18 protein-coding genes, 2 tRNA genes and 1 pseudogene are annotated in these 25,057 nt (G+C 36.4%); 3 read left to right on the top strand and 18 right to left on the bottom strand.

Annotated elements, in window-relative coordinates; translation table 11 throughout:
* Positions 1–332 precede the first annotated feature (332 nt).
* The 5 genes and pseudogenes from ACXR6G_RS18715 to ACXR6G_RS18695 form a co-directional block, all read right to left on the bottom strand.
* Complete coding sequence (locus tag ACXR6G_RS18715; protein ID WP_458362979.1) at positions 333–1,088, bottom strand: MBL fold metallo-hydrolase; 756 nt, start codon at positions 1,086–1,088, stop codon at positions 333–335.
* 43 nt (positions 1,089–1,131) lie between these two features.
* Positions 1,132–1,512, bottom strand: coding sequence for a putative signal transducing protein (locus ACXR6G_RS18710; protein ID WP_458362978.1), 381 nt, complete (start codon positions 1,510–1,512; stop codon positions 1,132–1,134).
* Positions 1,513–1,612: 100 nt separating this feature from the next.
* Positions 1,613–2,059: a DUF2059 domain-containing protein gene (locus ACXR6G_RS18705; RefSeq protein WP_458362977.1), complete on the bottom strand. Its 447-nt coding sequence runs from the start codon at positions 2,057–2,059 to the stop codon at positions 1,613–1,615.
* A gap of 104 nt (positions 2,060–2,163) precedes the next feature.
* Positions 2,164–2,733 carry a TIR domain-containing protein gene (locus tag ACXR6G_RS18700; protein WP_458362976.1) on the bottom strand — a complete coding sequence of 190 codons (570 nt, stop codon included), beginning with the start codon at positions 2,731–2,733 and terminating at the stop codon, positions 2,164–2,166.
* 10 nt (positions 2,734–2,743) lie between these two features.
* Positions 2,744–3,121: pseudogene (locus ACXR6G_RS18695) on the bottom strand (macro domain-containing protein); the annotation flags it as partial.
* Positions 3,122–3,841: 720 nt separating this feature from the next.
* Between ACXR6G_RS18695 and ACXR6G_RS18690 the strand changes: the two are divergent.
* On the top strand, positions 3,842–4,183 hold the full coding sequence (locus ACXR6G_RS18690) for a hypothetical protein (protein ID WP_458362975.1): 342 nt from the start codon (positions 3,842–3,844) through the stop codon (positions 4,181–4,183).
* Between the two features lie 213 nt (positions 4,184–4,396).
* On the opposite strand, the gene ACXR6G_RS18685 is transcribed toward ACXR6G_RS18690, so the two are convergent.
* The 4 genes from ACXR6G_RS18685 to mutS all read right to left on the bottom strand — a co-directional run bounded on the left by ACXR6G_RS18685 (position 4,397) and on the right by mutS (position 10,146).
* On the bottom strand, positions 4,397–6,748 hold the full coding sequence (locus ACXR6G_RS18685) for a TonB-dependent receptor (protein ID WP_458362974.1): 2,352 nt from the start codon (positions 6,746–6,748) through the stop codon (positions 4,397–4,399).
* A gap of 341 nt (positions 6,749–7,089) precedes the next feature.
* Positions 7,090–7,173 (bottom strand) — tRNA-Leu (locus ACXR6G_RS18680).
* A 15-nt stretch (positions 7,174–7,188) separates the two neighbouring features.
* Positions 7,189–7,261: transfer RNA gene (locus ACXR6G_RS18675), tRNA-Gly, on the bottom strand.
* 269 nt (positions 7,262–7,530) lie between these two features.
* A complete protein-coding gene (gene mutS, locus ACXR6G_RS18670; RefSeq protein WP_458362973.1) occupies positions 7,531–10,146 on the bottom strand; it encodes a DNA mismatch repair protein MutS in 2,616 nt (871 codons plus the stop codon).
* Between the two features lie 634 nt (positions 10,147–10,780).
* On the opposite strand from mutS, the gene ACXR6G_RS18665 reads away from it, so the two are divergent.
* Positions 10,781–12,115, top strand: a complete 1,335-nt coding sequence (locus ACXR6G_RS18665) for a saccharopine dehydrogenase family protein (protein WP_458362972.1) — start codon at positions 10,781–10,783, stop codon at positions 12,113–12,115.
* A 47-nt stretch (positions 12,116–12,162) separates the two neighbouring features.
* Positions 12,163–12,918 (top strand): hypothetical protein, encoded by a 756-nt coding sequence (locus ACXR6G_RS18660; protein ID WP_458362971.1) that lies wholly within the window; start codon positions 12,163–12,165, stop codon positions 12,916–12,918.
* Between the two features lie 180 nt (positions 12,919–13,098).
* On the opposite strand, the gene ACXR6G_RS18655 is transcribed toward ACXR6G_RS18660, so the two are convergent.
* The 9 genes from ACXR6G_RS18655 to mdh form a co-directional block, all read right to left on the bottom strand.
* Positions 13,099–13,818, bottom strand: coding sequence for a tRNA1(Val) (adenine(37)-N6)-methyltransferase (locus ACXR6G_RS18655; protein ID WP_458362970.1), 720 nt, complete (start codon positions 13,816–13,818; stop codon positions 13,099–13,101).
* Positions 13,819–13,859: 41 nt separating this feature from the next.
* A complete protein-coding gene (locus tag ACXR6G_RS18650) occupies positions 13,860–14,693 on the bottom strand; it encodes a TIGR02757 family protein (RefSeq protein ID WP_458362969.1) in 834 nt (277 codons plus the stop codon).
* A gap of 23 nt (positions 14,694–14,716) precedes the next feature.
* The gene (locus tag ACXR6G_RS18645) at positions 14,717–15,376 is read right to left on the bottom strand and encodes an ABC transporter ATP-binding protein (protein ID WP_458362968.1); all 660 of its coding nucleotides are present in this window, start codon (positions 15,374–15,376) and stop codon (positions 14,717–14,719) included.
* Between the two features lie 30 nt (positions 15,377–15,406).
* Complete coding sequence (locus tag ACXR6G_RS18640) at positions 15,407–16,333, bottom strand: calcium/sodium antiporter (protein WP_458362967.1); 927 nt, start codon at positions 16,331–16,333, stop codon at positions 15,407–15,409.
* Between the two features lie 119 nt (positions 16,334–16,452).
* Positions 16,453–16,671, bottom strand: a complete 219-nt coding sequence (gene tatA, locus ACXR6G_RS18635; protein ID WP_458362966.1) for a twin-arginine translocase TatA/TatE family subunit — start codon at positions 16,669–16,671, stop codon at positions 16,453–16,455.
* Between the two features lie 171 nt (positions 16,672–16,842).
* Positions 16,843–19,809, bottom strand: a complete 2,967-nt coding sequence (gene secDF / locus ACXR6G_RS18630; protein ID WP_458362965.1) for a protein translocase subunit SecDF — start codon at positions 19,807–19,809, stop codon at positions 16,843–16,845.
* Between the two features lie 135 nt (positions 19,810–19,944).
* On the bottom strand, positions 19,945–20,385 hold the full coding sequence (locus ACXR6G_RS18625; RefSeq protein ID WP_458362964.1) for an aspartyl protease family protein: 441 nt from the start codon (positions 20,383–20,385) through the stop codon (positions 19,945–19,947).
* A 199-nt stretch (positions 20,386–20,584) separates the two neighbouring features.
* Positions 20,585–23,281 (bottom strand): TonB-dependent receptor, encoded by a 2,697-nt coding sequence (locus tag ACXR6G_RS18620; RefSeq protein WP_458362963.1) that lies wholly within the window; start codon positions 23,279–23,281, stop codon positions 20,585–20,587.
* Between the two features lie 189 nt (positions 23,282–23,470).
* Positions 23,471–24,406, bottom strand: a complete 936-nt coding sequence (mdh, locus tag ACXR6G_RS18615) for a malate dehydrogenase (protein ID WP_458362962.1) — start codon at positions 24,404–24,406, stop codon at positions 23,471–23,473.
* Between the last annotated feature and the right edge of the window lie 651 nt (positions 24,407–25,057).

The raw sequence follows: 25,057 nt of genomic DNA, 5'->3' as shown, positions 1-25,057 counted from the left end.
CTTGCAAAAAAGAAAGACTAGAATTTTTTTGAGATTGTTTTACCGCTAATCCCGAAAAAACTCGGGAGCTAAGTTTTTCACAAAGTTTACAAAGAAAAAAATGAAAATTTTAGAGCGAACTTTATTAGCCTGCCGTGAAGCCCATTAAGTTTTTATACGCCAAGTCTGAAAAGAAGTAGATTGTAATTTGTGTTAATCAGTGAAATTTGTGGACTATTTTAATTCGGTTTTTTCTGCGTCAATTAGCGAAAATCTGTGGGGAAAAGTTTTTAGAAAACAAAAACCGCTAGCATTAAACTAGCGGTTGTATCATTATGCCTTTAGACTTTTATTTAAAGTTTAATAACGTCGCCAGTGGCATACTTAATTGTATTAAACTCATCGTAAAAACGAGCTAGAGTAGGAAAATCGACACAATGCATAGGGTAAAGATGTTCTACATTCTGCGTTTTAAAATACTCAATTGTTTTTCTTACGAGAGCTTCATTCTTTTTATTCAGATGGAATCCACCCACCACAGCATAAAGATCTTGACCGGTTATTTCCTTGGCATATTCACATATATTGCAAATGCCAGCATGTGAACAACCCGTTAATACGATTACGCCTTTCTCCGTTTTTATGGCTATGGCAGAATCGTCGAGCATAAGATCACCCTTGTGTTCTCCTTTTTCGAAGCTCATTTTCCTTGGGATTTGGCCTAAATAGAAAACCCCTGAAGCGAACTCTATACTTTTTTCTGTAGCAATTATTTCAAAGTCGCGATTAAATAGCTGTGCCTTCTCTTCAGAGATCTTGTTAAGAATGTGTGGGTGTAGAATAAGCTTTTTCTTCTCCTTAAATTCATGACTAAGCATACCACTAGTATGATCCCAATGGTGATGTGATAGTACAACAAAATCACTTTGATTTAGGTCGATTCGAAGTGCATTAGCATTGTGTTTGTATAAATCGGTATGTCCAGTGTCAAAGAGAATGTTGACCTGTTCTGTTTCGACAAAAGCTGAAAAGCCCCATTCAGATCGACAAAATCGAGCTGCTCTTTTGCTTGTCTCGTTTTCGCAAAGGATGGTGATTTTTGTTTCCATTGTTTCTATTTGTAGGGTATGCAAAAGAATTAAACCTGCTATTTTAAAATTCAGTCTTACAATCTTGACATTTGTACACGCTTTTTAGATTGTTGAATGGTGTAGCAGTGATAAGAGAAAAGATGATGATAAAGATCTTTTTGACTTTATTTTGACCTAAACTGAATTTGATCTTTGGCGATTGACAATTGGGACAAATACGCTCTTGAGTGCTGTTTAATTCTAAAATTTCATTCGCTTCATTGTAGTCAAGATCACTAATCATGATTTGTATGCCAGAATTCAGGATGCGATTATAATGCGGCATTAAATTCGAGAAATTTTCATTGGTAATAAAAGCTTCGATACCTTCATTTTTAAGGCGACCTTTAATTAGGTTCGCTTCAACAGCTGTGTCACATGTCATTAAACGAACGATGCTCATTATTTTGAGTTTTTTAGATGTAGCGTGATTTGTGATGAAAAAGAATTTGCTGCAAAGTAATAAAAACTGAGCAGCAAATTATATAAGGTGTTGGCTCGAATTAATACCCCTTAGCCTTCATTTTGGCTGCGAAGTTCTGACCAATTTTCATGCCCCACTGTTGACCAACTTGCATGGCTTCGCGAGTTAATAGCGGTGTTTTCTTAGCAAATTTTATCCCAATAGGTGTTTTGTAAAATTTGATCAGTTCTTTCAAATCTTTTTGAGTCAAATGTTTCTGATAAGCTGGAGCCAACATCAGTACAAGTTCATCCATCGATGTTTTTTGAAACTCTGCCTCAAACTCTTTCCATATCTCAGCAGAAACCTGTGGGTATTGCCCTTTGTAGGCTGCTAACATTTGGTTGATGGCCGCTTTAAAGGTTTCTTCCGATCCTGAAACATCAAACATTTCAGACAGGGTGTTTTCATAGGCCTTATCATTTTGCGCAAAGGCCGAAAAAGTGAATAGCATGAAGAATGCTATAAGGGCTAGTGTGTTTTTCATTGTTTTTATATTGGATTATTATTTAACCATCTCGTATAAGTGTAGTAGTGGTTCTCCGATAGGCTAATGTAGGGGGAGCCTACTCGATTAGATGTTGTTATTATTTAACAGGAATACCAATATTTACTAGCTTTTCCTTTCGTTTCTACTTTATAGTCTTTATTATTTAATGCTTTTTCTATCAATACTTTGTTCATTGGAATATGTATCGTAGGCACTTCATTCATAGAGTCTCTAAATATTGGCAATTTATCCCAAAGATCTTCTATCTGTTTCTTAATCGTTTTTTCAGTACAATCAATTATATCGCTTTTTTCTGAATACTCTGGATATATTACAATAACAGGTAATCCATTTGTATTTATTCCAAAATCTATTTCTTCCTTTAATGCTCTAGAGTTTGTCGTATCTGAACTTAAGAATAAAATAATGTTCTTAGATTTATTCAATCTATCTCTTAATCTTGGTTTTAAAGTAGAATCCCAATCGCTATCGTCACGAACATTATAGTTTTTCATATGAGAATCAACAAAGGGAAATAAATTGTCTTTTCCTTTCCACATTCTTAAAGTATTGTAATAGACAAAATCTTTAGCAGCGTTTGCTCCAATATTAGTTTCCTTAAAGGGTGTTTTTACGTAGAGTGCACAATAATTTCCAGTTTTGTTTGCCATGGCTTTAGGTTTAAAATCTTTTTTTAATTTCAAATAAATTTATCTTATCCTTAACACTCTCATGTAATTCAATTCTCACTTTTATATTGTGTGCAATATCCATATTAGATTGTTTCAGAGAGTTCAATATTTGCTCAAGATAATCTTGGAGCTTTAAATCATTACCAATTCTGTAAATTCCAGAACCAAGTAGAGGAATATTAATATTTCTCTGAGAATAAATCCTATTGATTTCTTTCCACAAGTTGTCTAAACACAGTAAATATTCTCCTTTTGATAGATAAGCTGGATTTGCATTGTCAAAATGTGTAAAAACGGTCAATATATATTCATTCGCAACTTCAATTGTTGTTCCAAGCTCATACTTATTCTTTTTACCCATTAATCTAGTATCATTGCTTTCAAACGTTTTACCATTTTAAGCTGTTATGTTCTGATTGTCAAAGTTTGTAGCATTGGTATGATATTTTTTTATAAATTCTCACTTTAAGCTGTCTGTTAGACAGGTTTATGGAATTATATATTGGGTCTCTCAAATTTAGCGAATAATAAGCATAAGTAATTTCTAATTCGTCTAAACTTATCCACAGGGTAGTAACAATATAAACCTCAATAATTATAATTGTTTTGAGGATCTAACTTTTTTTGTTCCTGAATTCCCGGGATCAATAAAAGAAATTAGTCATACCCTAACACTTTCAGCTTGCATATAATCAGAGCATGACATGTCCCCAGCGGTTTCTATACATTCGAGAAGTTTCTTAGTGTTCGCTGTTCTGTTCGAGTTTTTTGAATCCAACGGATTCGTATGCTTTTAGGAATGATTTTTAACAAGCTTATGCGACTCCTTTGGAGTCGAACGATTGTGATTTAATGCTAGTGTTATAAATATGCAATCCCTTTGGGATTGAGTTTCGGATTTTTGATGATCTCCTTTTTTTGTTCCTTAATTCTTAGGATCATTAAATTTAGAATACCTATTTAGTCATAGCCTGACATTTGCAGCTGGTTTATACTCAGAGTATGAGATGATTCATGCAATCCATTCATCAAATATCTGAGTCAATTCATCTAGCTTCTTTGTAAATTGGTGTGTTAATTGGATATAATGAAAAACACAAACCGACCTGTTGTATATCCGAAGTGTAGATGTGAAGTTGGGAAAGAGTCAGACTGGGAACACTCGAATGAAACATGTATTGGTATTCGTCCGATTATAAGGAAAGCTGTTGGTATTATCTTAATGTTTTTGGCCATTATCTGCTTTTACGATGCTATCTCAACCATTATCTATATTGAAGATGAATCATTCTTCTGGGGCACGTTGATAGCGGCCTTTGCCTTCACGTACCTTGCTTACTACATTATAAGAGTATGTCCCATAAAGGAAGTAACGATTCGGTGCAGGAATTGTGATTTTAAAAGCACCATCAATTTTATGGAGAAGTAGCTTACTTCTTAAATGGGGTCGAGATTATAATTACTCCTCCTTTTTTAAGGAGGAGTACCCGTTCCGATGTTTTTCGGGATGTTCGAGGGAGGTGGCTAAAAAGAAGGAAGGGGAATTAAGAAAATTTAGATTGATGGTATGCAGAGGTATAGCCATCTAAAACTTAACAGAGTGTTGATCTATAAAAGAATAAATAATTGTGGAGACTGTTAATCAAAAATCGATAACAAATCCGATAGTTGGAATGGGTTTACCATCCTCTTCGGCAAGAGGTACTAATTTTCGTGGATTAATTACACTCCCCATGTCATTCCTTTGAAGAATGTATTCGGGTGCCTCCGGTGAATTACGCACCAGTAGGTTTTGGATTTCGAAAAACAGATCCAAGGAAAGCTTTTTAAAATTCCACTTCTTATCTATTCGCACATCCAATTGACTGAAAATACCGAGTTTCTCTTCTCCAATACGATTATAATCCAATACAATATCCGGGTAACGGGCGGTAGTTTCCTCAATATTTGTTGGAACAATTGGTGTTTCTCCTGCAAATCGATAACGAGCACTTACTTCCCAATTTTTCTTGAGTTTGTATCCTCCTGTGAAAGAAACTAAATGGCGGCTGTCCCAAACTGATGGCAGATATTCCGATCTATCGAAACCTGTGAATTCACTGTAGAAAAATGTATAGGAAAAGATGCCATAAAAGCGATGACTCAATTTCTGCTGAAACAGAAACTCTAAGCCATAGGAACGACCTTTCCCTACTGATTCGACCTCTTCATTTCCCAACACATTAAAATCGGCTCCTTTATTAGCCAATGAAACCTTATCACGAACTGAAACAGGGTAATCTTCATATTTTTTGTAAAAACCCTCTACACTAATGTTTGAGGCTGGCCCAATAATATGTTCGAAGCCAATTACGTAATGATCACTTCGGGTATAATCAATATCCTTATTTAAAAACACATCATTTTCCTTATAGCCTAGAATGGTATAAGGAGGTAATTTGAAATAACGACCAACACTTGCCTTGATCTTCCAATCATCGGCAAATTCGTAGGATAAAGCCAATCGTGGAGAGAAAGTCGAAAGTAAATCATTGCCTTGTGTAAAACTATCTCCATCGGTTCTAAAGCCAAAGGAAAAATCCAATTTCTGATCGAAAAACGATTTAGTAGCGTTAGCAAACAGCCCATACTTTAAAAAATCAATTTTCGTATTGTATTGAAATCCCTCGTTACTATCGATGGTCTTGTTTTTGTAATCGCTTCTTTGCGTATTAAAACCACCCACTAATCTCCAATCGTTGGTATAATAGGTAAGATTGTATCGCAATTTTGTTTCCATTTCGCGCGAATCATTTTTGAAGTACAAACCACTTTGATTTTCATTGTCTTCGAATCTCGAAAAATCATTGATCAACAAATTATTGCTGATGGTTGTTTGCATGAAACCTTTGCCGTTTTTAAAACGATTCTTCCAACTTAGTCCAATTGTATTGGTGCGTTGTTCAATGAATGGAGCTTGATCTAAAGTAGACTGCTCATTTTCATCAATAGTTCCCGAAGCATCAATTGCAAATTCGTCAATAGACCCTAATCCAATAAGATTTAAAGTATTGTACTTGTCTAGTTTATGAGTGATTTTGTATTGGTAATCCCAATAGTCGGGACGAATGGGCAAGCCTATGAGTTTAAATAAGAATTGTAAATAAGATCGACGTGCAGAAATAATATAACTCGTTTTGCTCTCCTTGTTTTTTCCTTTAAAAAGTGGTCCTTCGTGAGTTAAGGCTGCCTCGCTGGCACTCAGGCGAAAGTTAGTATTGTGTTTTCTGTTGTTTCCTTCACGTTGCGAAAATTGTAATACGCCTGAAAGAGGATTATCGTACTGACTGCCAAAAGCCGATGTCGCCAAACTTACATCATCGATAAAGGAAACATTTAATATGCCGACCGGGCCTCCCGAACTACCTTGAGTACTAAAATGGTTGATATTGGGAATTTCAACGCCATCCAAATAGTAAACTGATTCGTTTGGTGCTCCACCGCGAATAATAAGATCGTTACGAAAACCGCCTGGTGACGGAGAAATTCCAGGAAGCGACTGAGCAACACGAACCACATCGTTGTTTCCTCCTGGATAGGTTGCAATTTCTACTGCACTAAGGGTTTGTGTTGAGAGCGGCGTTTCCCGAGGTCTTGTTACCTTATTTTTATTGGATACGACTACTTCGGATAGGCTTTGACTTTGTTCTAAAAGAATGAAATTATACAATTGATTGCCTACCGATTTCACTTCAATATTATAGCGGGTTTGTCCATCATAGCCTAAATAACTAACTATTAAATTATAAGTATCTGGTGTTACATTTGTGATGCTGTAATATCCATTTACATCGGAAGTAGCGCCTTTGGTGGTGTTTTCGAGATACACCGAAGCCCCGATTAAAGGCAAATCGGTTTTATCTTTTATGTATCCGGTAATTTCAGTCGTCACCTGAGCAAAATTTGTAAAAGAGAAAAAGAAGGATAAAAATAAAATTATTATGCACTTTTTCATTTTAGGCGAGTCGTTTATTATTAATAGTACATTCATATATAAAGAAAACAAATTAGTACCCTATTTTGTTCATCATGAATATATTTAAAGATATATGAAATTACGACTTGAAAATTATCACAGAGAAATAATTAAGACATACAATCTCATTTTTGAAAAGATATCTTTTGTTTGAAGCAATAATTAGTCGAGAAACTATCTCAAACCCTAAATGTTTTTCAACCCATAATTTTTTTTCGGTGTATGAATTTGGATTGTATTCAGAAGGTGCTGTTGGGAAGGGGATAAGAAAATTTAGAGCATAAAAAAAGCTCCAATCTTTCGATTGAAGCTTTTATCCGTACCCGGAGCGGGACTTGAACCCGCACGGCCGTGAAGCCACTGGATTTTAAGTCCAGCGTGTCTACCAATTCCACCATCCGGGCATCCTTTACGGATTGAGCGAGAAACGAGACTCGAACTCGCGACCCCGACCTTGGCAAGGTCGTGCTCTACCAACTGAGCTATTCTCGCATTGTGCTTTTTTGCTCCCTTCTGGTGAATCAACAAGGCTCGGCAGCCATTGTTTTTTCGTTTTGACGTTGCAAATATATGCGCTTTTTTTGATTCTGCAATAGAAAAAATGAAAATAGCTCCTTTTTTTTCACTTTCGCAGAATGCTAATGAAACCGCAGGGTTCGTGACTTACTGAAAGTCAGAGAATCAGTATTGAAATGACTGGGGTAAAAAAAAATATTTTTTTTTGAAAAACTTTTTCTCAACCCAGTCAAATGCTTGTCGGATTACAATCCGGATATCTTTTTTATCTCGCTAAGCTTGTTCAAAGCTTCAAGTGGCGTCAGGTTATTTAGGTCCATGTCGCGTATTTCGTCACGAATTTGTTGCAGAACGGGATCATCCATCTGGAAAAAACTCATCTGAAAGCCTTCGCGCTGCTGTGCAATCTCACCAATTGGTTTGGCTAAAGCCTCACCATTTTTGTTTCCCTCAAGCTGTACAAGGATATCATCGGCACGTTTAACCACGGATTTAGGCATGCCAGCCATTCGGGCTACATGAATACCAAAACTATGATTTGAGCCGCCAGGAACCAATTTACGTAGGAAAATAACCTTATTCTTCACTTCCTTAACCGAGACATTGAAATTTTTCACTCTATTGAAAGAATGTTCCATTTCATTTAGTTCGTGATAATGGGTTGCAAATAGGGTTTTACCCTTGAATTTTGGGTGCTCATGAATATATTCCACAATTGACCAGGCAATGGAAATACCATCGTAGGTACTTGTTCCTCGTCCTAATTCGTCTAAAAGAATCAGAGAACGAGAAGAAAGGTTGTTCAAAATACTAGCCGCCTCGTTCATCTCTACCATAAAGGTCGATTCGCCAAGGGAGATATTATCAGATGCACCCACACGGGTAAAGATCTTATCCACATAACCGATTTTAGCCTCTTCAGCTGGCACGAAACTACCAATCTGAGCCATCAGCACAATAAGAGCCGTTTGGCGCAGTAGGGCTGATTTACCAGCCATATTAGGGCCTGTAATAATGATAACTTGTTGCTTGTCGTTATCCAGATACACATCGTTGGCAATATAGCTTTCTCCAAGTGGAAGCTGTTTTTCAATCACAGGATGACGCCCTTGTTTGATGTCGATCACTTGAGTGTCGTTTATTTCAGGACAGTTGTAACGATTCTCCTTGGCCAGTTTGGCAAAAGAAAGCAGGCAATCCAGTCGGGCAATCATTGAGGCATTCAGCTGAATTGAGCTGATATAATCGGTGATGCTGATCACCAAATCGTTGTATAATCGGGTTTCAAGAGCCAGTATTTTTTCTTCGGCTCCTAAAATCTTCTCTTCATAATCTTTTAGCTCTTGAGTGATGTAACGCTCGGCACTCACTAGAGTTTGCTTACGTATCCATTCCTCGGGCACTTTATTTTTATGTGTGTTTCTAATCTCAATATAGTAGCCAAACACGTTGTTGAAGCCAATCTTTAGTGATGGTATACCTGTACGTTCACTTTCGCGATGCTGCATTTGTATAAGATAATCCTTACCCGAGAAGGCAATCTTTCTCAGATCATCCAAATCGTCAGATATCCCATCTGCGATCACACCACCCTTGCTAACCATCGCAGGTGGGTCGGCCTTAATTTCATTTTCAATTTTCTCACGAATACTGTGACATGGATTCAACTGCTCACCAATCTTCACCAGGTTCTCGTTGCCCGATTGCAGGCAAGTTGCCTGAATGGGTTCAATGGCGATAAGCGCATTTTTTAGCTGCACCACCTCACGAGGAGATATTCTTCCAACTGCGACTTTAGAAATGATACGTTCCAAATCACCGATTTGTTTGATTTCATCTTCTATGTTCCAGCAGCTTTCTTCATTGGTATGAAAATACTTCACCACATCCAATCGGTTGTTGATGCGAGCAGGGTCCTTAAGAGGAAGGGCAATCCATCGTTTTAGCAAGCGCGATCCCATAGGTGAAAGGGTTTTGTCCATCACTTGTGATAGCGTTTGAGCCCCCTCGTTTAATGCACCAAAAAGTTCCAGATTACGAAGGGTAAACTTATCTAACCATACGTAGCGATCTTCCTCTATACGTGCAATTTGTGTCACATGGCCAGCCTGCGAATGCTTGGTGAAATCTAAATATTGAAGGATGGCTCCTGAGGCAATTATACCTTCGCGTAGATTGTGTACACCAAATCCTTTTAGTGAATTGGTTTCGAAATGTCGTAATAACCTGTCCTGAGCTGCCGATTCGGTAAAAACCCAATCGTCCATCGTAAAGGTGTAGAATTTGCCACCAAATAATTCGTGGAATTGTTCCTCTTTCCCTTTCTGATAAAGCACTTCCTTAGGTTGGAAATTACCCATCAGTTTATCGATATACTCAAAACTTCCTTCGGCCGTTAGGAATTCACCTGTAGATACATCTAAAAAGGCAATTCCTGCAGATTTCTTTTCCAGATGAACACAAGCAAGAAAATTATTCTCCTTATGTTCGAGCACATTATCGTTGTAGGATACCCCTGGTGTCACCAGCTCTACAATGCCACGTTTGACAAGATTTTTGGTCTTTTTAGGATCTTCCAGTTGCTCACAAATAGCGACACGCATGCCTGCTCTAACCAACTTGGGTAGGTAGGTGTCGATAGAATGATGAGGGAATCCTGCCAGCTCTACATAGCTTGCCGAACCATTGGCTCTTTTGGTTAAGGTAATTCCACATATCTCAGAAGTGCGAATGGCGTCATCTGAAAATGTCTCATAAAAATCGCCCACACGAAACAATAAAATAGCATCAGGATGCTTATCTTTTATATCGTAATACTGTTTCATTAAAGGGGTCTCAACTGCTTTTCTTTGCTTTGCCAAGGGATGATATTTTTAAAGGCCTGCTTTGCTGCGAAATTCATCACATTCTTACTGGCTAATGAACTGCTTTAATTAACTGTATGCTTGTTGATGCCTCATTTACTCAGTAATAATCAGGAGTTTGGACTCATGTCAAACAAGCTTTTTTTTAACCTGAAAAATGAATCAGGGAAGGTAAAATAAATTTAGAACAAATATAAGCTTTGATTGAGACTTATTAAAAAGGGCTATGTTATTTTTTGATTTTATTTACTTGAGATAAGTGTTTCCTACCATAAGTTGAACCCCTTCAGGGTTCTGATTGGAGTTATGTTTACACCACGGGTTTTACGCCTTAGGCGGATAGTGATAACAAATCACTTCGTGGTTTTGCTTATGTGAAATACTGATGGGATTTAATCTGAATAGCCCTTTATGAAATAAGGGGATAGATAGGAATAAATCATCTGGAACCCTGAGGGCGTTCAACTGAGTCGTAAATAATTAGCTCGAAAATCAGATTTTATGGAGAACATAAGTTAATTTTTAGGTTTACTGATGAAATAATACCTCATAGTCTTTTTATTTTGATCTTTTCTTGCAATATTTAATGATCAAAATCTTAACCCAAACCCAATTTGAATACCCTTATACTATGAATAATATATTAATAGTTGGCGCAGGCCTTTCTTCTACTAGCTTGATTGAGTATCTTTTGAAACATGCAGAAGAGAATCAATGGCAAGTCCGTTTGGCCGATATGTCCTTAGAACTTGCAGAATGTAAGATTAAGAATCATGCTAAAGGTCAGGCCCTCAAATTTGATGTTTTTGATCAGGATGAACGAGCCAAGGAAGTAGGTAAAGCTGATTTGGTCATTTCAATGTTGCCAGCCACCATGCATATCATGATGGCTCGGGAATGTGTGAAACAAAGTAAGCATTTCCTGAGTCCATCCTATGTTTCACCTGAGATGCAGATTTTGGATAAGAAGGCAAAGACTAGGGGCGTTCTTTTGTTGAATGAGTTGGGTGTCGATCCTGGAATCGATCATATGTCGGCCATGAGAATAATTGATGAGATTAAGGCCAAGGGAGGCGAGCTATTGAGTTTTAAATCTTATTGTGGCGGTCTTTTGGCACCTTCCTGTTCGACTAATGTTTGGCAGTATAAATTTACCTGGAACCCCCGTAATGTTGTTACTGCAGGAAAAGGACTTGCTACATATAAAATGAAGGGGCAATATAAATACCGACCTTATCAGCAAGTTTTTGCACATCCCCAAAATACGAGTGTACCTGGATATGGCGACTTCGAAGTTTATCCTAACAGGGATTCGCTGTCATATAGGAACCTTTATGGTATAAATAATATTCCCAGTATTTTGCGTGGTACTTTGCGCCGACCAGGATTCTGTCAGGCATGGAATGTTTTTGTACGCTTGGGCTGTACCGATGAATCTTATGTGATGCGAAATTCAGAAAACTTAACTTATAGAGACTACATCGAGAGTTTTCTACCATACGATGAACGATCGGTTGAAGAACGATTTGCCGATTGTATAGCAGTTTCTTTAGATGATCCTATAATGGAAAAGTTTAGATGGTTAGATTTGTTTTCAAATAAAAAACTTGGGATAAAAGAGGGAACACCAGCTTTGATTCTTCAGAAGATATTAGAGGAGAAATGGACACTTGATCCTGATGATAAAGACCTTTTGGTAATGCAGCATCAGTTTGTTTATAAGTTGGGTGGTCAGAAAAAGAGAATAACCTCTTCGATGAGTTATGAGGGAACGGACCAGAAGCATACCGCTATGGCCTATACGGTTGGTTTACCTATGGCTATAGCAGCTAAATTAATTCTCCAATCTAAAATCAATTTGATGGGTGTGCAAATACCCATTGATGCTCAAATTTATGAGCCCATTTTAAAGGAATTAAAGACATTGGGTGTTTATTTCACCGAGCATGAAGAAGTTTGTAAGTAATCTTATTCATTTTCTTAAGTTTGTAGATCAATCAGCTATTAATCTTCATGAGAAATTTCATTCTACTTTACCTATTAGGGCTTTTAATCTTGGTGTCATCATGTAGCAGTTTGCCTGCACTTCAATCATCTTGGAATCGTGCATCGTCTATTGAAAATTCTTTAGAAGAGAAAGAGGCTAATGTTTTTTTTTCGGAGGATAAATTAACCTTGAAGCTATCTAATGATGCGAACTATCTTGATATTATTGTTGCGACCAACTCGCCATTAACATTGAATAAAATCTATAATTTGGGTTTAAGTATTTGGTTGGATCCTCAGGGAAAGAATAAACAAATATTTGGAATCAATTTTCCTCTTCCCATTGAAAAACCTTATTCACGAACTGCCTTTGAAAATTATATTAGTCGATTTAATTCGAATGAGCTGCAAGAGGAATTATTTGATCGTTTTCAGAAGTATGAGTACGAAGATATTCGTCTGCGAGAAAATATGAGTGTCTCAACTCTGGATCAGGATGAAGCTTGCCTGGTTCGTTTGAGTTCCAATAATCAAGTTCTTTTTTCTTGTCATATTAGAGTCAGCCTTAAGAAGCTAATGGGATCTGAATTTAAGTTAACAGGCAAAGAAAAGATTGGTGTTAGTATTTTTAGCACTTCCTTGGCAACTGAGGCTTATCGTTCATCTCTTTCAAGTAAAGAAGTTATTAATCAACGCCTAAATCGATTAAAAGCGGGTGATGATCCAAACCGAGAAGAATTGGTTGAACAATGGACAAATTTTGGTCTAGCAATCGGTGATTAGTTGATGTGAGGATGCGGTGATATGATGATTTGAGAGACTAAATTTATCAGGCCCTTCGTTTTAGAAATTCGCATATCTTAAGTTCATGACTTGGGCATTTTAGTAGTAATTATTTTCATTCGTGAATTCGTGGTAGTTTTTTACTTTAGAATTCGCCTTCAATGTGATGTGCTCTTCAGGTTAGAATTTCAAATAGAAATCTTTACAAAGCTTAATATACTCAGGGCTATAAACGTGACGCTGTCCATTTTCCACGCAAAGTTGAGTCTCAATGGTATCTGAATTAGTAAGAGTTAATTCTATAAGTAATCGCTTGGCAGGTTTACCTGGGTTTGGGAGAACTTCTACTCTTTTGCTCAAGCTAAAACCTGCAATACGTGCCAGTCGAATAAAATAATCCCCTTCAGCCACCGGCAGAATCACTGAAAATTTCCCTTTCGGGTTCAATAGATTTTTAGCTCCTTCAATTAAATCTTCGAAAGGTAAGCCATCTGCATGTCGTGCTTGAGTGCGTGATTCACTTTTTGCCTTAAGGGAGTTGATAAAGTAGGGTGGGTTACTGACAATAAGATCGTATTTTTCTGAGTTTTGACGAACAAAATCCTGAAATGAGGCATGAAAAATTTGTATCCGATTTGACCAAGGTGATTCCTCAAAGTTATTAACAGCTTGTTGATAAGATGAGGCATCGATTTCTACGGCATCAAGCTTAGAACTATGACCTGTTCGTTGAGCCAACATGATGGCAATTAGACCTGTTCCTGTTCCAATGTCAAGCAAGGATTCGGCTTCACTAACATCTGCCCAAGCACCTAATAAAACTCCATCGGTTCCCACTTTCATAGCAGAACCTTCTTGGTTTATTTTGAATTGTTTGAATTGAAAATAGGTATTAGCCATGAGTTTAATGCTTGAAATATTGTGATGTTATTTTTCTTAGTTTAAAATTTCTCGAAGATGCCTAGCCCAAAAAGAGCAAAGTCATATTTTACCGGATCATTAGGGTCGAGCTGACGAAGTGATCTTGTGATTTCATCTACTGCTGGCCAATCATCTTGCTTGCGATTAAGAAGGCCTAGCTTTCTGCCTACACGTCCTGTATGTACATCCAAAGGCAAGTATAAGTCTGCTGGAGATATTTTTTTCCATATTCCAAAGTCGACACTTCGTTTATCATTTCGAACCATCCATCGTAAAAACATATTCAGACGTTTGGCTGATGATTTTTTCAGAACATTAGAAACATGTTTCTCTGTTCTTTCAGGATGATCGATAGAGAAGAATATTTTTCTAAAATGGGCTAATGCATCTTTTGCATCACAGCCATCTACCGTAGCATTGGAAAATACGGCTTCAAGCCCTTTGTGGTTTTTATAGATGTTCTGTAGGGCTTTGATAAAGAAAATAGCATCTTCACCATTGAATGTTCGGTGTTTGAATTCTGCGAAAATATCAAGATCGGATTGCTCAGCATTCATGATGAAATCATGAGGTGCTTCATCCATCCATTGCATGAGTTTCTTTGCATTTCTGATAATGGTGGGACGTTGACCCCAAGCAATAGTTGCAGCAAGAAAAGCTGCTATTTCAATATCCTCTTTTTTTGAAAAAGCTTTGGGTATTTGAATGGGATCGGTCTCAATGAACGTTTCTCGATTATAGAGATCATATTTTTCGTCGAGAAAAGATTTGAGTTCAGAACTAGAAAGGTTCATTGTATATGGGCTTGAGTATTTAGAAGTACTTAAAATTAATGAGTTGTGTTTTGAACTCATAAGTATTCAGGGAGTTTTGAACTTTAGGCACTAATATCAATCATGCCATCGGTCATCACAATCTTGCGATCAGCCATATGTTCCATCTCCAAATCGTGAGTTACGATAACAAAGGTTTGGTTGAGTTTGTTTCTTAAGTCTACAATTATCTCGTGTAATTCTTGACGTGTAACAGAATCTAAGTTACCTGATGGTTCATCGGCAAATACAACCATAGGATCGTTGACTAAAGCCCTAGCAATGGCAACACGTTGCTTTTCACCTCCCGATAACTCGGATGGTTTATGATCTAAACGGTGATCCAAACCTAGCATGCTTAAAAGTTCCTTAGCCTTTGTTGTTGCTTCTAGTCTTGACTTTTTAGCGATATAAGCAGGAATACAAACATTCTCTAATGCTGTAAACTCTGGTAAAAGATGATGGAATTGAAAGACAAAACCGATATTCTTATTTCGGAATGCTGAAAGATCTTTTTCATTTAAGCTTGAAATATCGACACCATCAAAAAATAATTGTCCTGAATCTGGACGATCTAAGGTTCCTAGGATTTGTAGTAAGGTTGTTTTTCCAGCCCCACTTGCACCAACTACAATAACAATTTCACCTTTATCAACATTAAAGTCTAATCCTTTTAGGACATGAACCTGTCCAAAACTTTTCTTTAATTGTTTTGCTGTAATCATAGAAATGGGCTATTTGAAGCTCTCGTTTTATTATTTGTTGAAAATAAAAAAGACGTAAGCAGAATAAACTAAAATAAGAATAAGGCCTTTCCAACGGTGAAGCTTTGCTCTTTTTAATGGTAACATTAACAAAAATAAGAGAAAAGAAATAGCGAGCATCCAAATTAAGTCGAAATTAAGAGCATCCTCACTAACAAAAATATTTTTAACAATTGAAGTCACTCCTAAAACACCGAAAATATTGAAGATGTTTGACCCAATAATATTACCAACAGAAATATCCATTTCTTTCTTTAAGGCTGCAATTGCTGAGGTTGCCAGTTCTGGAACTGAGGTCCCGAAAGCTACCAGTGTTAGTCCTATAACACGTTCGCTAACCCCATAACCCAAAGCAATGTTTTTGGCAGCACCCACCAACAAATCGGCACCAAAATACAGACCTACTGAAGCCAGTGCAATTAATACGACTGACATGAAAATAGTGTGTTTGGGTGTCTTAAACTCTTCTTTCTTTGCGTTACGTGATTTCATCACAGTGAAAACCATAAAGCCAATTAGCAAGATTAGAAAGCAAATGCCTTCCCAGGTTTCGATGAGGTTATTTTGTGCGAAGGCAAAGAAAAGGAGAGAGGCTCCCATCATAACGGGCCAATCGAATTTGATTGAATTACTCTTAACAGGTAAGGGTAGGAGAATGGCTGTGAATCCCAGAACCAATGCAATATTGGACACATTTGATCCCACGATATTCCCTATGGCAATATCAGGACTACCTGATAGTGCAGCTCCTAAACTCACAAATAATTCTGGAGCTGATGTTCCAAAAGAAATAACGGTGACCCCAACAACAAGTGTAGATATTTTGAAATGTGAAGAAAGTGCAACACCCCCTTTTACCAGTAGATCACCACTCGATAAAAGAATGACAAAGCCTATAATGAGATATAGATAATCCATATATAATTGAAAGATTGATGCGGGATGTTTGAATATAAAAATAGGCAGTAGAATTTAAACCCTCTGCCTTTCCCTTTTTAGATATGAGGTTTAAGCCTTTGTTTATGACTAATTCAGGCTTATAATTTCTTTGATATATCGTCTTTGAAATCTTTTAGATTATCGATGATTTCAGACTCATCTTTGATTTCTCTCTTAATATCGTCGGTCGCTTTCTTGAATTCTTTCATACCTTTTCCTAGTCCTTTTGCCAGTTCCGGAATCTTTTTTGCACCAAAAAGCATGACTACTACGAGAAGAACAATAATGATTTCAGGTCCACTTATAAATAATAACATGATGTTTCAATTTAAGGTTTGTTCAAAGATACCAAAAGTGATTGATTCTTGTATAGCCATTAACTAATTAAGAATGGGTAGCTCGCAATATTATTCTATTCTGAAATCATTTGAATAAAAAATGCCCCGAGGAAATCCTCGGGGCATGAAATATATCAAGAATGATATGTCTTATTTCTTTTTAGCAATTACTTTCTGGATACGTAATTTTGTATCATAAGCAATAGGCGTTGCAATAAATAGTGAAGAGTATGTACCAACTACTACACCGACAATTAATGCAAAAGTAAAGCCTTGGATTGATGTTCCACCGAAAAGGAAGATCGCTAGCAATACAACTAAAGTAGAAAGAGAAGTACTAAATGTACGACGCAATGTACTGTTCAATGCACTGTTAATAACCTCTTCCGGATCGCGCTTAGGATGTAATCCCAAGTATTCACGAATACGGTCAAATACAACCACGGTATCATTAATCGAATAACCAACTACGGTTAGAATTGCTGCAATAAAGGCTTGGTCAATCTCTAATGAGAATGGTAAGAAACCTTTGAATATTGAGAATATACCCAATACAATAATTGTATCGTGAGTAAGTGCAGCAACTGCACCTAAACCATACTGCCAGTTAGAGAAACGAATCATGATATAAAGGAAGATCACGATCAATGCAAATAAGATAGACCAAACTGCTGACTGACGAATATCATCGGCAATAGTTGGACCTACTTTTTGAGACATCTTACGGTTATTCTCAAGGAATGATTCCATAGTCGTTCCAGCTGGAAGATATTTTTTTAATCCTTCGAATAATTTAGCTTCTACTTCATTATCAATATCAATTCCTTCTTCGTCAATCTTGTACTTAGTCGAAATCTTAACTTGGCTATTACCACCGAATGTTTTCACCTCTGGAGCATGTCCGTAAACAGCATCAAGTGATTTTGCAATTTCTCCAACAACTACTGGCTGATCGAAAGCTACAACGTAAGTTCTACCACCGGTAAAGTCGATACCTTGATTTAATCCACGAGTGGATAAAGATCCAATTGAAGCTAGAATAGCTACAGCAGAAATGATATAGAATACTTTTCTTTTCTGGATAAATGTAATTGCAGTATTTCGCAACCAGTTATCAGTAAGTTTTGTTGTAAAAGTAATGTTTTTCTTGCGCTCAAGACGTCCTTCGAAGAACAAACGAGTAATGAAAATCGCTGCAAATAATGAAGAGATAATACCGATTACAAGAGTAGTAGCGAAACCTTTAATTGGACCTTCACCAAAAATGTAAAGAATAATACCAGTTAAAAGAGTCGTTAAGTTACCATCAATAATCGCTGAATAAGCATTTTTGTAACCATCAGATATCGCTAAAGCTAAACCTTTACCAGACTTCATCTCTTCTTGAATACGCTCGAAAATAAGTACGTTCGCATCAACCGACATACCGATTGTTAAGACAATACCCGCAATACCAGGCAGAGTTAACACAGCACCCAATGAAGCTAATACCCCGAAGATGAAGAATAAGTTGGTAATCAAAGCAATGTTAGCTGTAAGACCAGCACCTTTGCTATAGAAGAAGAACATATAAAGTAAGATCAATGAGAAGGCGATGATGAATGACCACATCCCTCTTTGAATTGACTCTTGTCCCAATGATGGTCCAACAACTTCGTCAGCAATAATGTGTGCAGGAGCAGGAAGCTTACCTGACTTAAGAATATTTGCAAGGTCTTTCGCTTCAGCAATAGTGAAGTTACCACTAATAGAAGACGAACCACCTTTAATTTCTGCTTGTACAGTTGGAGCTGAATAAACGTAACCGTCAAGAACAATAGCAATTGATCTCTGTAGGTTATCCTTAGTTAAACGTGCCCAAACTTTAGCACCTTCACCGTTCATGCTCATCGATACTTCAGCTCTCGCTGTTTGCTGATCGATTTCTTCACGAGCCGAAGTTACAACGTCACCATCAAGTGGAGCCTTGCCATCACGACTTGTTACTTTAATTGCATAAAGTTCAAATACATTTCCACCATCGTCGATAGCCTTAACACCCCAGAATAACTTTAGATTACGAGGAATAACCGATTTAACGGCTGGCATTTCGAAAATACGATTAACGCGAGCAGTATCTTTAATGTGTGAGTAACCCACAACAGCTGGAGAAGAACCGCCTCTACCTTGGTTAGGATTAAGAACTGAGAATAAAGGGTATTTCTTAGCTAGATCTTTAGCATTGCTTAATGAATCTTGTGACTCACCTTCAATTTTATCTAAAAGAGCAACCTCTTCGTCAGCCTTAACGACCTTCTTAACTTCAGGAGTCGCTTCAATTACTTCGCTAAGAGCACTAATTTCAGCTAACTTAGTGTTAACTGCATTTAAAGCACCGCCAATTTCGCTGTACGTATACGTTTCCCAGAATTCAAGACTTGCAGTACCTTGTAGCAGTTTACGAACACGAGCAGCATCCTTAATACCTGGCAGTTCGATAATGATACGACCTGACACATCAGCTTTCTGAATGTTAGGTTGTGCCACACCGAATCGGTCGATACGAGAACGCAAGATATTGAACGTATTGTCAATAGCCGCTTCTGTCTCTGTCTTAAGAACCTTAAGAACATCGTCGTTCGAAGCTCCAAAGGCAATCTGATCCTTTAACTCTAGAGTTCCGAAAATATCTGGAGAAGATAATTTAGCGCTTGGGTTGATTTCGCTGAATGCTTTTCCGAAAAGCGTTACGAAGTCACTCTGAGAGTCAGCTTGCATCTGCTTAGCTTTTGCAATAGCTGCAACGAAAGTTTCGTCTTTGCTATTGTTAGCCATTGCTTTGATGATGTCAACAACAGAAACCTCCATTGTAACGTTCATCCCACCCTTAAGGTCAAGCCCTAAGTTCATCTCAAGCTCTTTACACTCTTTGTAAGTATAATCTCTTATTCCTAAGAAACTATATACTTTTTCTCCTCGAATTGAATCCAGGTAAGTTTGCTCTTTCTTGATATCGCCTGCACCAAACAGTCGAGCATCTTTCTCAACGTCTTTTACTTGGTAAGTAAACATCAACTGATAGACACTCACTAGGGCAAATACAATAGCGAGAAGTCTAATCGCTCCTTTATTTCGCATGTGTTTAGGTTTAATAAATTCTTATTATGTGATATTTTATATTTTTCACCTCAAATTAACGCACAAATATATTATTTTTTTTCGAATTATATTGAACTATATTTTTGTGCTCAGTCTCATTGCTTTAGATAGTTTTTATTGTTTTTTGCTTAAAATGAGGAGACTTTTTTGATAATCGATTATGGCCTGATGATTAAGTAAGAAATCACTGCCCAATAAACCACAAATTTGGCGTTGGCAATGTTTCTCATACATTTTATTAATATGATTCAAATCGATAAGTACAACATTCAAAGTCTCCGATGTGAAATCACCAAAACTCAAACTCGTAATTTCAACTAAATCAGAATCTATATCCTCACCACCTAAACCACAGGATTGCAAGTCGTCTTTGTCCTGGTCTTTGTGTTGGTAGTTGAGTACGAAGTTTTTGTCGAAAACGGTTTTTGAGGCACCCGTATCTATTACCATATCACCGCTTTGCTCTCCGTTTAGAGTGCATTTTACGATAAGATGAAAACTTTGAGTTTCAAGCTCAATGATTTCAATGGGAATACGGATAGCTTGATCAATCATTTGGGTTCTTTCCTTGATTTTATAATTTTTGAAAATCAAAGATAAGGAATGAGAGGGAAGAATATGGCTATTTTGCTTTTTATTAAATATCTAAACGCTTCTTTGAAATTTATATGAATAAAATCTGATAGCAACTGAAATGATTTTTAACTTATAATATCATAATCATTGCGCTTGTTCATATAGCATTTATTACTTCCTAGCCTTTATTCCCATTTCTAATTTTGTAGGTAAAGCTAAGCATGTAGAATTTATTCAATTTCTTTGAATAGCTATCCGTCGTATACAAATCTCTAACTCGATGTGTTCTTTCGCTTGTTTGATTTAAGATATCGTAAGCGACAAATGAAATTTCACCTCTTTTATTTTTGAACACTTTGCTCGAAATACCGATATCAAGCAAGCAGTTGTTTTCAATAGTGTTGGTACTGATGTTATTTTTATTTTCAAAGCTGGTGTTTGTTTTGAGAATAAAACTCTTAATGAAATTCCAATATAGACTTAAGCTATTGGTTTGAGAGAAATATTTTGAACTTGATGTTTTAAGGTTGGTATTCTTAGAAACAGAATAATGAGTTCGACTTGAAACTGTAAAATCTAGTTTCTCACTAATATTAGAACTTAGTTTAAAACCTTGATTCAAGTTTAATGAATTTGAAAACGATTTTTTGTCATTCACCAAAGCTGGGTTGTGCATGTAATTTGCCGAAGCGTTGATGTTTAATTTGGATTGTAATTTCGTGATAGGGATACCATATGTGATTCTACCGCTAATATTGTATTGTCCATTAAGGTTAATGGATTGTGAGAATTGCCCCCCTTTTGGGAGTTTGTATTTTTCATTGATAAGGGTGTCATTTTCAGCGACAATAGTTCTCCTGTTTATGGATTTGTTTGTTTTGTTTACACTCATACTTAGGGATGTGAAACGGCCAGTCTCCATATTCGAAGATCTATAAAATAGCATGATATTATGGTTTTGAGTCTGCTTTAAATTTGAATTCCCCATTGATATAAAAAGAGGGTTTGACACATTTACGATCTCTTGTAATTGTTGAGCACTAGGATTAGATGTCCGCATTGTGTAGTATACATTGAACATTGAATTTTCATTCAAATTGTAGGAGAAACTTGCAGAGGGCAAAATTGTAAAGTAATTTTTTTCTAGATCTCGTTTATTTGGAAATGATTCATCGTTTTTAAGATTGGTGTATTCAAAATCACTCCCTAACATGAAACTTAGATTATCGTTACGATAGTTGTAAGATATTCGAGAGGTGTTGTTAGTTGTTGAATTTTTAAACTGGTTTGATGTAAGAGTATCAAGCTTTGAAAAGGACTCAGTATTTGTGTCGAAATTGTAAGTCGTTTTTTTCGTTTTTTCCGTATTTTTCGAATAGTTGTAAGCCCATGACAAACGACTTTTATCACTTAATTTTTCATTGAATGATATGCCAGAACTAAAATTGTTGGAATTTGTTTTTTGATTTGATATCTGATCGATATTTTGATTGCCTTGATCAGTTTGACCTTTAATCTCAGATTTCTGATCAGTATTGGTCTTGTTGTCATCCTTATTGTATGATGCTTGCACAGATATCGAGCGTCCCACTTTATTTAAACTTCTCGAGAACATGAAATTCTGATTAAAGGCAGTTGATTGGTTGTCCGATGCTGTTTTATTCTTATTCGAATTGATGAACTCATCTAATTTGTGAGTTTCAGAAAATGAGGTGTTTTTCGATTTTGAATCAGATGCTGATATATTTGAACTCAGCATGATTTGATTTTTTGGATTGCTTCTTATATCCCAATCAATATTTATATTGTGGCTTGCCTGATCGTTATCCGAAACGCTATTCTTAGATAACTCATGACCTTCACGAGGAAAAGAGATATAGGTGCTTAAACTTCTGCTTTCATTTTTAGTGTCGTTTTCTGAGTAGCGGTAGTTAGCTGATAATTCGCTTTCTTTTACACCCCTGTTATTAAAGTTCAAACCCAAATTGTTTTGCTGTAATTCATTGCCGCTAATCGATCTTCTAAATGCTCTTTTGCGACTTAGGTGAAGAGGAGCGTTTACACTTTTTGAGTTTCCAACAAGTGTAAATCTAGTATTTTCAGAAAACTGATTGACTTTAGCTTTTAGAGCAAACTTTTCTTCTTTACCAATACCAGCTGCGATGCTACCAAATCGCATGTTCTTATTTTCCTGCTTGGTAATAATGTTTATCGTTTTGCTTTTCTCCTTATCCTCAAAACCTGAAAACTTGGCTTTATCACTTTTGTATTCATAGACTTCAATTTTTTTAATGATATCGCTAGGGAGTGTCTCCAGGGCTTGATTAACATCTTTCCCAAAGAATTTTTTCCCATCGACTAGAACTTCTTTAACCGTCTGGCCTTGTGCTGTCAACTTACCATCAAGACTGTAAAAACCGGGCATCTTTGCAATTAATTCTTCTGCTGTAGCATCAGGATTTACTTTAAAGGCCTCAGGATTGAATAGGGTGGTATCACCTTTTTGCTTTGTTGGGGGTAGAGTTTTAACAATATTGATTTCACTCAACATTTTTTTGTTTTCAATCAAATTTAATTGACCAATATTTATTGACGTTTTGTCGAGATGGATCGTTTTCTGTATGGTTTTATAGCCGATAAAAGAAATTGAAAGCTGATAATCTCCCGGTTTGACTTTCATCAGGAAATCTCCCTTGCTATCTGATATAGTTCCTCTTTTATCTAGAGAATCTCTCTGATTAGTGATGACAATGCTGGCTCCAGGTACTGTGATTTGTGTGCTTGAATCAAATACGCATCCTTTTACACTACTGTTTTTTTGAGCAGTGCTGATGATTGATATTAGAGAAAAAAGAAGAATAAATATATAGCGCATCAGATGTTTTGGGAAAATGAGCTGCTAATATAGATATATCGAAGGTTTAATAAATTAGGAGGGAGGGTTAATACTTGTTAAATATAATTTGAGAGTATTTAATTGTCCACTTATTCTAGGATGGGATAATGAGAAAAAAAGGCCTGACACGAATGTCAAGCCTTTTCATATTGTGTAGTTGAATAAGAATTAGATGATATCCATTCCATCTAAAACGTTCATTACCGACTTAACTGCGGCAGCAGAACCTTTTAATAATTCCATTTCAGCATCGTTCAATTTAACTTCGATTACTTTTTCGATACCGTTTTTACCAAGAATAACTGGTACACCTAAATAGATGCCTTCCATGCCATATTCTCCGTTAAGAAGTGTACAAACAGGGAAAATTCTTTTCTGGTCACGAACAATAGCTTCTACCATTTGAGCAGCTGCAGCACCTGGAGCATACCAAGCAGAAGTTCCCATAAGGTTTACTAGCTCACCACCACCTTTTTTAGTTCTATCGATAATAGCCTCAAGTTTATCAGCATCTATTAACTCAGTTACAGGAATACCAGCAACAGTAGTATAACGAGGAAGTGGAACCATAGTATCACCATGACCACCCATTAATAGAGCTTGAATATCTTTTGGTGAAACTTGCAATTCGTCGGCAATAAATGCACGGTAACGAGCGGTATCAAGTACACCAGCCATACCAAACACTTTAGTCGATGGTTTTTTTGCTGCTAAATAAGCTGCGTAACACATCACATCTAAAGGATTAGAAACAATGATGATGATTGCATCAGGAGAGTGCTTCACAACGTTTTCAGTAACCGATTTTACGATTCCAGCATTGATAGAAATTAAGTCATCACGACTCATTCCTGGTTTACGAGGAAGTCCTGATGTAATAACAACAACTTCTGAACCTGCAGTAGCTGTATAATCGTTAGTTACACCTACTACTTTAGTATTGTAATAATTGATTGGAGCAGTTTGCCACATATCAAGAGCTTTACCTTCGGCAACGCCTTCTTTGATATCCAATAATATTACTTCGTTTGCTAATTCTTTTTGAGCGATGCAATTTGCACAAGTAGCGCCTACATTACCCGCGCCTACAACCGTTATTTTCATATGTGTAAATTTTAATATTGTCGCTTAAATGCTTCATGCTGTTTTGCTTCTAAAATTTAAAGTAAAATAACAAACGAATTTAGCTTAAAACGACAAAGTATATATAACTAATAATTTGATGTTTCTTATTGAAGAAATATTTCTTTATTTGTAGACAAATATATTCAGATTGGCATAAAAAAAAAGCCTTATTTACCTGCTCTTCAACACTAATACTTAAATATATGAAAATAGTTGAGCTTTTGTGTAATTACGGATGCCTTTATCTTTAATCCGAAAACGTTTGCGTAGCAAAAATTGATGTAATTATTATAATTACTGTTGTTTAGAGAGTTTTGGTAAAGGATTTAAAAAATAAAATTTTTGAAGTAAATCGAATTTTAAATTAAGGATATATTTAAGGATTTAGTTTTTGAAACTCTGTAATTAGTTATCGACATTCAATTATTATGTCAATTAAAATATGATCGTGTTTTATCTCATTTGATAAGATTATAGTATAAGGAGTTCTTCTTTTTTTCACTTTCAGTAATCTTCTGACTTGATTTTGTGTCGACTTTATTTAAAATCTATGACTTAACGAGGGTTTTTAACTCAGAATTTCTTAATTTCGTGCCAAATTTTTCGCAAACAATTATTATCTAAATATGA

This window comes from Ancylomarina sp. YFZ004, from assembly GCF_054254355.1.
The sequence above is the reverse complement of the archived record's forward strand: the minus strand, read 5'-3'. Positions and strand labels throughout refer to the sequence as shown.